Consider the following 11,651-nt stretch of genomic DNA (forward strand, 5'->3'; position numbering starts at 1 on the left):
CCCTGCTACGAGCGGGCGGGCTGGTCGGCGATCAGCAGAGTGAGGCCGGCGGGGCGGAAACCCAGGCGGGCGTAGATCCGGGCGACGGAGTCCTGCGCGTAGGCGAGGAAGACGGTGGTCACACCATGCTCGCGGGCGTCGGTGACCAGGGCCGCCGTGACCGCGGCGGCCAGCCCCTGCCGACGGGCGGTGGGCAGGGTGCCCACCCCGCCGATCTCGGTCGTGCCGCCCGCCGGGTGGTAGTGACCGGCGGCCAGCGGGACCCCGTCCGGGGCGAAGGCGGCGAGCAGCCGCTTGTGCCCGGCCGTCAGGGTCGGCCGGACCGCCGCCACCGTGCCGTCCGCGAGCAGCTCCCCGGCCACGGCCGACAACGCCTCGGCGCCGCCGGTGCTCCCCGGTGCGAAGGCCAGCCGGGGCAGCGCGAGGACGGCGGGCAGCGCGGGGTCGTCGGCGTCGACCGCCCGGATCGTCACCCCGTCCGGCAACGGCCGGGGCTCCATGGGCCGCTGCGGATCCAGGATCATCAACGGCCGTTCCGCCACGGTCAGTCCGGCGGCCTCGATACGTTCCCGCAGGTCCGGCGCCGCCTCGGCCAGCCATTCGAACGCCTCCGGCACGCCCAGCTCCCGCTGCCGGGCCCGCACCCGTGCGACATCGGCCCCGGTCACCCGCCCGGCCGCGGCCCCGACGGGCTGAGCATGCCCCGGACCGCCGTAGTACGGCGCACCCGGCTCCTTCCGTACGAACAGCCGCAGCGGCCCGAACTCCTCGGCGTCGGAGAACAGCAGGGGAACGGTGGCGTAGTACCGCTCGATGCGTGCGTGCAGCGATTCGCTCATGCGGGGCATCCCACCACGGCGGGCCGGGGCACCGCACTCGCGGGTTAATTCCGGGGATAAATCCGTGGCTGATCATTGCTAGTCTCCGAGGTGGAGGTGGCCTGTGGCGACGGAGGAAGAGCTGTTCACGGCGGTGGACGAACTGCTCGCGGGAGAACCGGAGCTGCCGGAGCCCGAGGAACGCGCGCGGCTGCGGGAGGCGGCCGGGGTGACGCAGGCCCGGCTGGCCCAGGTGCTGCGGACCACCGCGCAGACGGTGAAGAACTGGGAGAACGGCCGCTCCGAGCCACGCCCGCCGCGCCGCCAGGCGTATCTGCGGCTGCTGACGGGGTGGGCGGCCAAGTATCCGGTCGAACAGTCGGTCGAAAGCCCGATCGCGCACCCGGTCGAGCAGCCGATCGCGCACCCGGTCGAGCAGCCGGTCGGGCAGCCGGTCGGGCATCCCGCCGGGGCCGAGGTCGAGGCCGAGGTCGAGGCGCGGCCCCCCGTTGCGAACCGCCCGGCCCCCGATGCCGTCGCCCCGGACACCGTCACCGCGAACGCCCTGCCGACCCCGCCCCCGGCCCCGCCCACGCACCCCGGCGCCGCACGGCCGAGCCGCACCCGCACACCGTCGTCCACCTCCCGACGCCCCACCGCTCCCACCGCTCCCGCGTCGCCCGCCGACCCCCGGTTCACGAACGGCCCGCTCACCGTGGTGGACGGGGACGGCACGGCCCACTGCCTGGGCGGAGTGGTGCTGGAGTGCCCGGCGACCACCCTCCCGCAGCTGGTGGAGTGGACGCTGGCCGAGTCCGGGGTCGGCGCGCCGCGCCTGCACCGGCACGGGAAGGACTCCGACCCGCTGGTGGTGCTGACGGCCTCCGCCGCCGTCCGGTTCGGACTGCCGGAACGCCTGGAGGACCGCCGGGGTCTGCGGCTCGCCCACGACCACCCCGTCGTCAAGCAGCTGACGCGCGCCAAGTGGCAGCTGACGCAGCGCGGTTTCGGCCCGTGGGCGCGGATCTACCGGCCCGCGCAGCACGGCCGGCGCCAGTGCGTCCAGCTGGCGGTCCTGCCGTGGGAGGCACTGGACGCGCGGACCTGGGGGGAGGCGGACCGGCTGCACCCGGCCGATCTGGCCCGGGTCCTCGGCGTGTTCGCCTCCCGGGTGCTGACCCCGCGCGGTTCGTCGGCGGTGACCGGTCTGGAGCTGATGACCGCGCTGCGGCCGCCGACCCGCCCGGTCAAGGACGAGGCGACCGGCGAGTGGGTGTCCGGCCCCAACCCGGGCGCGCTGAGCAGGCCCGTGGACCCGGCGCCGCCGGAGGCCCCCGCCGAGCATCCGGTCGCCCAGGGCTGGCGGGGCGGCTTCCTCGACGAGGAGGCCTGGCAGTGGGGGCGCGAGGCGGATCTGCTGTCCGACGAGGAGTGCCTGCTGCCCTGGGCGGTCGGCATCGACATCAACACGGCCTTCCTGGCCGCCGCGTCCCGGCTCACGGTCGGCCTGTCGGAACCGGTGCACGTCGGCGCGCCCGCGTTCGACAAGAAGACCCCGGGCAGCTGGCTGGTGGACCTCTCCGATTTCGAGCTGGACCCGCGACTGCCGAACCCCTTCACCCCGACCGGCCTGCGCCCCGAGGGACCCGCCTGGTACAGCACCCCGACCCTGGCCTACGCCGAGGAACTGGGCTGCGCCGTCCGCCCGTCCGAGGCCTACGTACGGCGCGAGACCGGCGCCTACCTGGACCCCTGGCACGACCGGCTCAAGGACGCCTACCTCACCACGAGCGCGGACATGGGCATCCCGGTCGCGAAGGACGCCGATCCGGCCGGGTACCTCGACGCCATGGCCCTCCACCGCACGTACGCGGCCGCCGACGAGGACGATCTCGACGCGCTGCGCGCGGCCCTGCTGCGGCTGCCCCTGCACCACGGCCGCCCGGCCGAGGCGGGCGACGCGCGGCTGGTGGCCGCCGTGCGCCGGCACCGGCAGGGCGCGATGGTGCTCTCGGCGATCAAGGCGACGGTCAAGGGCGGCATCGGGAAGCTCCGGGAGCGGCCGCAGGGCCACACCTACCGGGACGGCGAGCGCTGGCCCGCTCTCGAACGCCCCACCTGGAGCCCCCACATCCGCGCGGCCGTCATCGCCAAGGCGCGGGTGAACACCCACCGCAAGATGGTCCGACTCGCCGCCCTGACGGGCCGGTACCCGCTGGCGGTGCTCTCCGACTGCGTCGTCTACGCCGCCCCGGGCCCCTCCCCCCTGGACTTCCTGCCGACGAACGACGACGGCACGCCCGTCCACGGCACGTTCCGTATCGGCGTGAGCCCCGGCCAGTGCAAACTCGAGGGCGTCCAGGAGACCGCCTGGGCCGTGGACCTGCTCGAACAGGGTCACAACCCCGCCCGTCACATCAAGGGCGGCGACGCCGTCGTCGACGAAGGAGAGTGACCGGTGCCGGGAGAGATCGACGACGCCCTGGAACGCGGCGGCCGGGCCCATGTCACCAAGCCGCCGCCGAAGAGCGCGTCGGCCCAGATGCGGCTGCTCGTCCGGGCGGAGAAGGGCTCCACGAAGGCGGTGGCCCGCCGGCTCGGCATCTCCCAGCGGCAGGTGGAGCGCTATCTGGCCGGGACGGCCAGACACCCCCGGCCGGCGCTGCGGGGGGCGCTGGAGCGCGAGGTCGCCAAGGCGTGGCAGCCGCGGGTGCGGCAGCGGGCCCGCAGGAAGGCCGCCGCCCACACCGGCATCACCATCGAGACCCGTGCCCGGTTCGGCTACAGCGCGCCCGTCGGCACCACCGACGACCCGCGCATGCGACGCCTGACCGTCCATCTGCCGCCGGAGTACGCCCGACGCCTCTTCGACGCGGCTCAACAGGGCGCGGGTGACGCCCGGTTGCGCGGCATCGTCGCCGAAGGGCTGCGGGACGTCTACTTCCGCGACGGCGGCCGCCGTGCCGGGAACCTCGACGTGGACCTCACCGACATCGACTACATCGACGTCTCCTTCTGAGCCTCCCGCCCTCCGGAGCGGCATCGTCGCGGTGGCCGTGGCGCCCGCCGCCGCGTTGTCCGAGGCCTCGGCTAGAGTCTCGCCTCATCCTCGGTCGGTCGTTCTGCCCCGGGGACGCGCTGGGGGTACGGCAGAGGGAGCCCGACGAATGGAACTGCCCGGTTACGAGATTCAGGGTGTCCTGGGCCAGGGGGGATTCGCCACGGTCTACCGGGCCCGGCAGCTGGCCGTGGGCCGGGAGGTCGCGCTGAAGGTGGACAGCAGGCTGCTGGCCACACCGCGCGACCGGCAGCGCTTCCTGCGCGAGGTCACGGCGGCCGGGCAGCTGTCCGGGCACCCGCACGTGGTGCCGGTGTACGACGCCGGGGTCCTCGCCGACAACCGCCCCTACATGGTGCTGGAGTTGTGCCCCGGCGGTTCGCTGGGCGAGCGGCTCGTCCGGCAGGGCGCCCTGCCGCCGAAGGAGGCCCGCGACATCGGGGTGGGCCTCGCGGACGCGGTGGCGGCCGCTCACGCCGCCGGGGTGCTGCACCGTGACATCAAGCCGGGCAACGTCATGATCAACCGGTACGGCGGGGTGGCCCTCACCGACTTCGGGCTGGCGGCGATGCCCCGGCCCGGACAGGAACTCTCCGTCACCCGCGAGGCGCTGACCCCAGCGTACGCGCCGCCCGAGGCCTTCCACATGGCCGAGCCCGGCCCGGCCGGTGACGTCTACTCGCTCGCCGCCACCCTCTACGCCCTGCTGCGGGGCCGCCCGCCGCACCATCCGGACGACGGCACCCAGCTCAGCCTCGCCGAACTGATCGTCCGGCACACCTGGCCCTACCCCGACCTGCCCGGCATGCCGGCCGCCCTGAACGCGGCGCTCCGGCAGGCCCTGGCCCCGGACCCGGCGGAGCGCCTGTCCGACGCGGGCGCGTTCCGGGACGCCCTGGCGGCGGTCGACCTGTCCGCCCCCGTCGGCTTCGGACCGGCGCCCACCGTGGCCACCGTGCCCGCGCATCGAGACGCGGCCCCCGCGACGGTGGTTCCGGGCCCGCCGGGCCGGGCGGCCGGCGGGACGACCGCGGTCGTCGCGCCCGGCGGCGACGGCGGCGGGGCCGCGGGACGGCGCCGTCCCGCGCTGATCGCGGCGCTGGCCGTGGTGGCGGTCTCCGTGAGCGTCACCGTCGGCGTCGTGACGTACCGGAACGGGCAGCGGGACGGCGGGGACACGGACTCCCGCTCGGCCGCCTCGTCCTCCGCCTCGTCCTCCGCCACGGCGGACGGCGGCGTGTCCGGCTTCGGGGTGGCGACCCGCACCGAGAACTGCCCCGCGACGGGCGTCGCCGGTGTGGGCGGCCGGTGCGTCGCCACCCCCGAGTGCTGGAGCGGGATCACCGACATCTCCGGGATCATCACGGTCAGCCGTGCCGACTGCCAGACCAGGAACGTGTGGGAGACCTTCGCGATCGCCCCGCTGCCGAAGGACGGCATGACGAACAACGCGCGGGACCTGATCAGGCATCCCGACGTGAAGGCGCTCTGCTCGCAGTCGGTGATGTCCGAGTCCATGAGCGCCGACGGCCGGGCCGTCGCCGACGAGTGGAACGTCGACATCATCCCGCCGACGGCGTCCGAGTGGGACAAGGGGCTGCGGGTCTTCCGGTGCGTGGCGGCGGCCGTCACCGAGGACGGGGAGAAGACGGGGAGCCAGTTCGCCGTACAGGGCTGACGGCGGGCACGGGCGGGCACAGCAGGCCGGACCGGCCGGACCGGCCGGTCGGCCGCCCGCCACGCTCGCCTCAGTCCGTCGGCCAGGTGTGCGCCGGAGCGTTGAGGTGCATGTAGTCGATGTACAGCTCGGTCATCCGGCGCAGTGCCTCGTGGCGGTCCGGGTGGGTGGCGGCGAGGCGGTGGAAGGTCTCCTTCTGCCAGACCGCGCCGTTGCGGACGGTCACGCAGCGCTGCTCGATGACGCCCAGCAGCGGTTCGCGCCACGCGTCGTCCATCCCGGACAGCTCCAGGCCCCGGTGGGCCAGCGGGAGGAGGCGCCGCAGGACCAGCTCGGGCACCGGCACCTCGCCCATGCCCGGCCAGTACAGCTGGCTCTCGATGCCGTACCGGGCGGCCGTGTGCAGATTGTCCTCGGCGGCCTGGAAGGACATCCGCGACCACACCGGCCGTTCCTCGTCCACCAGGGCGCGGGTGAGGCCGTAGTAGAAGGCACCGTTGGCGAGGGTGTCGGCGACGGTCGGGCCGGCGGGCAGACAGCGGTTCTCCACCCGCACGTGCGGGGTGTCCTCGGAGACGGCGTAGACGGGGCGGTTCCAGCGGTAGATCGTGCCGTTGTGCAGGGTGAGTTCGCCCAGCTCGGGGATGCCGCCCTCCTCCAGGGTCCGGGCGGGGTCCTGCTCGTCGAGGAGCGGCAGGAGCGCGGGGAAGTAGCGCAGGTTCTCCTCGAACAGGTCGAAGACGCTGTTGATCCACCGTTCCCCGAACCACACCCGGGGCCGTACGCCCTGCTCCTTGATCTCCTGCGGGCGGGTGTCGGTGGCCTGCTCGAACAGCGGGACCCGGGTCTCGTGCCAGAGCTCCCTGCCGAACAGGAACGGCGAGTTGGCCGCCAGCGCCACCTGCACGCCGGCGATCGCCTGCGCCGCGTTCCAGTAGCGCGGGAACTCCTGCGGGGAGACCTGGAGATGGAACTGGGTGCTGGTGCACGCGGCCTCGGGGGTGATCGTGTCGGCGTACGTCCGCAGCCGGTCCACGCCGTCGATGTCGAGCCGCAGATCCTCGCCACGCGCCGCGAACACCTGGTCGTTGAGCAGCCGGTAGCGCGCGTTCTCGGACAGCGCCGACTCGTCGACGTGCTCCTGCCGCAGGGTGGGCAGGATGCCGACCATGATCAGATGCGCGCCGACCGAGCGGGCGCGTTCGTCGGCGTGGTTGAGCGCGTCGCGGATCGCGGACTCCCAGGCGTCCGGGCCGCCCTCCGTCAGCCGGCGCGGCGGAACGTTGATCTCCAGGTTGAACCGGCCCAGCTCGGTGGACCAGGCCGGGTCCGCGATCGCCTCCAGCGCCTCGGTGTTGCGCATCGCCGGCTCGGCCCGGTCGTCGACCAGGTTCAGCTCGATCTCCAGCCCCACCCGGGGCCGCTCGGACGCGAACCGTGACTCGCGCAGCATCTGCGCGAACACCTCGAGGCACTCCTGCATCTTGATCCGGTACCGGCGGCGGTCCTCGCGGGTGAAGACCAGCGCCGGGACATCACGTCCCATCGGCCCTCCCGGCTCGTTCCATCTCGGACGCTCCTCCCTCCAGCGTCGCACCACCGGGCACTCCCGACCATGCGGGGGCCCGAGGTGCGGGCCGGGCCGCACCGGCGGACCCTGGGGGCATGCGGCGCAAGGGTCCCGGGGACGGCGGACCGCAGGACGTGGAGACGGTCCTCGACGGCCTCTACACGACACCGCCGCCCGCCTTCGTCCCCCGCCGTGAGGAGCTGGCCGCCGCGGCCAGGACCGCCGGGAACGCGGACGACGCCCGTCGGATCCATGCCGCCCGCCGCCCCATGCTCGCGGCCTGGGCGGCCAATCTGCTGCTGCGCGCCGCACCGCAGGAGAGCCGGCGGTTCCTGGAGCTGGGGACGGCGCTGCGGGAGGCCTACCGGACCCTGGACGCCGACGGGGTGAAAGAGCTGTCCGACCGGCGCAGGAGCATCGTCGCCGCGCTGACCCGGCAGGCCGTCGTCCTCGCCGAGGGGGCCGGGCACCGGCTGTCCGGCACGGCCCGCCAGGACGTCGAGTCCACGCTGCGCGCCGTGCTCGCCGACCAGCGGGCGGCGGACCGGTGGGCCACCGGGCGCCTCGAAGGCCCCCTCACCCCACCGGCGGACTTCGCCGCCGGCCCGGCGGCCGCCGTGACCGGGCCCGCCCCGGCGAAGACCGCGTCGCCGGCGCCGGCCGCCCGGGCCGCGGACGACCTCGCCGAGCGGCGCCGCCGCCGACGGCGGGAGCAGGCGGAGCGGGCCCGCCGGGAGGCCGAGGCCGCCGACCGACGGCTCCGCGACCGGCGGGCGCAACAGGAGGACGCCGCCGCGGACCTCGAGCGGGCCCAGGAGCGGGTGTCCGAGGCCGAGCGCCGCGTGGAGCAGGCACGCGAGCGCCTCGGGCGGGCCGAGGCGCAGCGGCAGGAGGCCGAGGACCGGCGGCGCGCCGCCGCCGACGCCGTGGCCGGCGCGGAACGGACGGCCCGCGAGGCCACGCGGGACGCCGAGCGCCTGGCCGCCGCCGTCGAACCGTGACGCCGTCCCGGACCGGGCCGGCCCCCGCTCGTTCACCAGCTGGGTCGGGCGGCATCGCCGTAGGACCGGCCGGGGCCCTTGGACAGCTCGAGGTGCAGGTGCGGTCCGGTCGAGTTGCCCGTGCTGCCGACCTCGCCGAGCTGCTGTCCGGCGGTCACCTTCCGACCGCCGAACGGACGTTGGACAGGGCGGCCATGGCGGCTCGGTTCCCTTTCTCAGGTCCAGGGGGTGACGGTGAGCCGGACGCGCGCGTCGGCGCCCAGGATCTTCCAGGTGGTCTCGGGCAGCGCGATGTCCGCGACCCACTCGCCGAGATCGGGGTCCTGGTCGGTGAGCACCGAACCGGTCGGGACGTACTCGCTGATGGGACCGTCGATGGTGGAGTTCCAGGTGGACCGCAGCGCCGGTGCTCCGTTCTCGGAGCCGATGTCGACGACGAGGATGTCGTCGAAGTCCGCGGTCTGCTCGATGTGGTCGCGGAAGTCCAGGAGACCCCCGTCGCGGGTCCGCAGGGACAGGATCCGCAGGTGCAACGCGTAGCGCAGGGCGCCGGAGCCGTTCGCGCCGGCCAGGTTCTCGCACAGGAAGGTGTGCACCAGCGGCACGGCACCGTTGGGGGGCGTGCTGTCGCCCAGCTGGATCGGGCACCACTGCGCGCTCTTGCGCTCGTGCATCACGATCGGCAGACCGCGGATCGACAGCGCGATCTCCGCCTGCCAGGCGGTGTCCTTCTCCCGCGGCAGCCGGTGGTCGACGAGGGCGGCCTCGACCTTGAGGTCGCCGAACAGGAACCGCCGCAGATTCTGGTAGCCCTCCTCGGAGTTGACCAGTCCGTAGCGGCCGCTGTGGCTGCGGTGCACATAGGCGCGGTGGGCGCCGGGGACGTAGGCGTTGTCGATCTGGACCAGGCCGTCACTGCGGGGCCCGACGACGGCGGACGAGAGGCCGGCCGCCGCGTCGTAGTCGGTCGGGTCGGTCCCGACCAGGCAGAAGACCTGGTTGAGGGGGAAGGCGAACTCGCCCTGATCGGGCATCACGCGGGGATCCCAGCCGTCCGGCGGGCTGTCGTCGTCGGAGGCGCCCGGTGTCAGGTACTGGTACATCCGGTCGGGGCCGAAGATCTCGGCGCCGTTGATGCCGATCTCGTCGCGCAGCCTCTCCAGCAGCCCGAAGCCGAAGTCGAAGGTGATGCCGCCGTGCGGGGTGCCGTAGGTGAAGAACTTGGCGACGCGGTCCGTCGGCTTCTCCCGGCGCTCCGGAAGGACCTTCTGCAACAGACAGCGGCAGACCAGCCCGCCCATGGAGTGGGCCACCAGGTGGACCCGCTCGACCTGCGCCTTCCGGCAGACCTTCGTGATCAGCGCCAGCAGGCTCTCGGCGGCGGCCTCCATGCTGAACTCCGTGGGCGTGCCGCCCCAGGTGCTCGCCGAGGGGTCGTAGAAGCGGTGGATCCAGATGCTCTCCCGCGGAATCCGCTCGGCGGTGTCCAGAAAGCGTTCCTGGCTGCCGCCGACGAGGATCTGGTACTGCTCGTCGCCGTGCAGACGCAGCAGGGGGCTCTCGAACTGGTAGAACGCCGCTTTGTTGTCCGGCCCGATCCGGATGTGGGTCGAGCCCGCGTTGAAGCCGTAGAACGGGTCCGCCGCGGCCTGGTCGATGCCCGACTGGCCGCCCGCGAAGCCCCGGACGTAGATGATGGGCAGCTTCTGGTTCTCGGACATGGGGTCCGCCTAGGGGGAGCGGGGAGCGAGCGGTGGGTGGTGGGTGGTGGGTGCGCACGGTGGGCGGGCATCGGCCGCGATGCGACGGAATCCGCAGCGGCCGTCGCCAATAAGGTAAGGATCCGCCGTCAGCACAGCGTCATTCCGTCGTCATCCGTGCGCGGAGCACCACCTTGCGGAGTTGCAGGGCGGCATCGGGCGACCGAGACTGGGAAGGGCGGTCCTCCCGGCCTCGGTGAGGCCGGACCGGCCCCGTGGGTACGCTCGCGCACACCTCAGTGAGCGGGGCGATCGACTTGCTGTCTCCACCTCTGCGGTTGCGGCTGCTCGGCCAGTTCCGGCTCGAACGCGGCACCGAGAACCTCGAACTCTGCCGCAACGGCCAGCGGCTGCTGGCGTTCATGGGGCTGCGGGGACGGGTCTCGCGCACGATCCTCGCCGGCACGCTGTGGCCGGAGGTCACCGAGGAACACGCCAGAGGCAGTCTGCGGACCACCCTGTGGAAGCTGCCGCGCGGCGAGCCGCCCCTCGTCCGCTGCTGCGGCGACACCCTCGTGGTCACCCCGGCGCTCCGCGTGGACGTCGACACCCTCACCAAGGCCGCCTTCGGCGTCCTCCAGGGCTACGGCGCACCGGCCCATGTCCCGCCGCCGCTCGGACTCCTGACCGTCGAGGACCTGCTGCCCGGCTGGGACGAGGACTGGGTGCGGGTGGAGCGCGAACGCCTGCGCCAGCTGCGGCTGCACGCCCTGGACGCGCTCGCCGAGACCCTCGTCCGGGAGGGGAAACCCGCTCTGGCGCTGGAGGCGGCCTGGGCGAGCGTCCGCACGGAACCGCTGCGGGAGAGCGCACACCGGGCCGTCGTGTCGGCGCATCTCGCGGAGGGCAACGTCAGCGAGGCGGTACGCCACTACCACGCGTTCCGGGCTCTGTTGAACGAGGAACTGGGCGTCGAGCCGTCCCCGCGGTTCGCCCGCATGCTTCCGGTCCGGCCGCCGGAGCGGGCCGCGGCACACGACCCGGGCGGCCTCCTGGGATGGTCCGGCTGACCCGCGCCGAGGGCATGAATCCGACGAGGGCTGGAAACGATACGGGGGCGCACACCGCGGGTGCCGGGGCAGCGGACGACGTGCGCGACGGGGCGGGCCGGCGACGGGGGTCCGCGGCCGCCCGCCCGTAGCCGCACCGCGGAGGGGAGCCGAGGGATGGCACGAGAGCGTACGACGGTGAAAACGGCCGAGCAGCGGCCGGCGGGGACGGAGGACGCCTGGCGGATCCTGGACACCGTCCGGGACTGGACCAAGCACGCCGAGACCAAGGCCGCCACCACCCTGGCCGCGTCCGGCGTCCTGGTCGGCGTCCTGTACAGCCTGGTCACCGGCGGCGGCAGCGACGCGCCCGGGTTCGTCGTCGCCGCGGCGGTCACCGCCGTCTGCGCGGTGGCGGCCGGTCTCACCGCCGGCCTGGTGCTGTGGCCCAGACAGCGGATCGCCGACCCCACCCTCCCCACCAGCCTGCTGTTCTACGACCACATCGGCCGCGCGTACGCCACCAGCCACGCCGACTACCGCGACCGGCTGCACGCCTTGCTGCGCGACGAGGAGGCGCTGGTGAGCGCCGTCGCCGAACAGATCTGGGCCAACGCGCTCGTGGCCCGCCGCAAGTACCGCTGGGTCGGCCGCAGCATCGGGCTGCTGCTCGTCGCCCTGACGGCCCTGGCCGTGGCCGCCGTCCTCAGCGCCGCCGAGAGCATCCACTGACCTCGCCCCCCACCCCGCACGAGAGCACCTGGCACGAAGGGTGAA

Annotated in this window: 9 protein-coding genes and 1 pseudogene; 6 read left to right on the forward strand and 4 right to left on the reverse strand. The window is 74.1% G+C overall.

Going from position 1 to position 11,651, the window contains the following annotated elements; genetic code table 11:
* Window positions 1–5: 5 nt before the first annotated feature.
* Window positions 6–839, reverse strand: coding sequence for a GNAT family N-acetyltransferase (locus IE275_RS02245; RefSeq protein ID WP_189706847.1), 834 nt, complete (start codon window positions 837–839; stop codon window positions 6–8).
* A 103-nt stretch (window positions 840–942) separates the two neighbouring features.
* Between IE275_RS02245 and tap the strand changes: the two genes are divergently transcribed.
* The 3 genes from tap (at window position 943) to IE275_RS46745 (ending at window position 5,554) form a co-directional block, all read left to right on the forward strand.
* The gene (gene tap / locus IE275_RS02250; protein WP_189706849.1) at window positions 943–3,273 is read left to right on the forward strand and encodes a telomere-associated protein Tap; all 2,331 of its coding nucleotides are present in this window, start codon (window positions 943–945) and stop codon (window positions 3,271–3,273) included.
* Between the two features lie 3 nt (window positions 3,274–3,276).
* Entirely contained in the window at window positions 3,277–3,837 is a 561-nt protein-coding gene (gene tpg / locus IE275_RS02255; protein WP_189706851.1) for a telomere-protecting terminal protein Tpg, read from the forward strand.
* 148 nt (window positions 3,838–3,985) lie between these two features.
* A complete protein-coding gene (locus IE275_RS46745) occupies window positions 3,986–5,554 on the forward strand; it encodes a serine/threonine-protein kinase (RefSeq protein ID WP_189706853.1) in 1,569 nt (522 codons plus the stop codon).
* Window positions 5,555–5,624: 70 nt separating this feature from the next.
* On the opposite strand, the gene IE275_RS02265 is transcribed toward IE275_RS46745, so the two are convergent.
* Window positions 5,625–7,100, reverse strand: coding sequence for a glutamate-cysteine ligase family protein (locus IE275_RS02265; RefSeq protein WP_189706855.1), 1,476 nt, complete (start codon window positions 7,098–7,100; stop codon window positions 5,625–5,627).
* Between the two features lie 119 nt (window positions 7,101–7,219).
* Between IE275_RS02265 and IE275_RS02270 the strand changes: the two genes are divergently transcribed.
* Entirely contained in the window at window positions 7,220–8,125 is a 906-nt protein-coding gene (locus IE275_RS02270) for a hypothetical protein (RefSeq protein WP_189706858.1), read from the forward strand.
* A gap of 32 nt (window positions 8,126–8,157) precedes the next feature.
* Here IE275_RS02270 and IE275_RS02275 read toward each other — a convergent pair.
* Both IE275_RS02275 and IE275_RS02280 read right to left on the reverse strand, forming a co-directional pair.
* Window positions 8,158–8,292 (reverse strand): annotated as a pseudogene (locus IE275_RS02275) (M23 family metallopeptidase); the annotation flags it as partial.
* Between the two features lie 48 nt (window positions 8,293–8,340).
* Window positions 8,341–9,846: an esterase/lipase family protein gene (locus tag IE275_RS02280; protein WP_189706861.1), complete on the reverse strand. Its 1,506-nt coding sequence runs from the start codon at window positions 9,844–9,846 to the stop codon at window positions 8,341–8,343.
* Between the two features lie 290 nt (window positions 9,847–10,136).
* On the opposite strand from IE275_RS02280, the gene IE275_RS02285 reads away from it, so the two are divergent.
* Both IE275_RS02285 and IE275_RS02290 read left to right on the forward strand, forming a co-directional pair.
* On the forward strand, window positions 10,137–10,895 hold the full coding sequence (locus tag IE275_RS02285; protein WP_229870073.1) for an AfsR/SARP family transcriptional regulator: 759 nt from the start codon (window positions 10,137–10,139) through the stop codon (window positions 10,893–10,895).
* Between the two features lie 156 nt (window positions 10,896–11,051).
* Window positions 11,052–11,606, forward strand: coding sequence for a Pycsar system effector family protein (locus tag IE275_RS02290; RefSeq protein WP_189706863.1), 555 nt, complete (start codon window positions 11,052–11,054; stop codon window positions 11,604–11,606).
* Window positions 11,607–11,651: the final 45 nt, after the last annotated feature.

It is taken from the genome of Streptomyces phaeofaciens, from assembly GCF_014648915.1.
GTDB classification, from domain to species: Bacteria; Actinomycetota; Actinomycetes; order Streptomycetales; family Streptomycetaceae; genus Streptomyces; species Streptomyces phaeofaciens.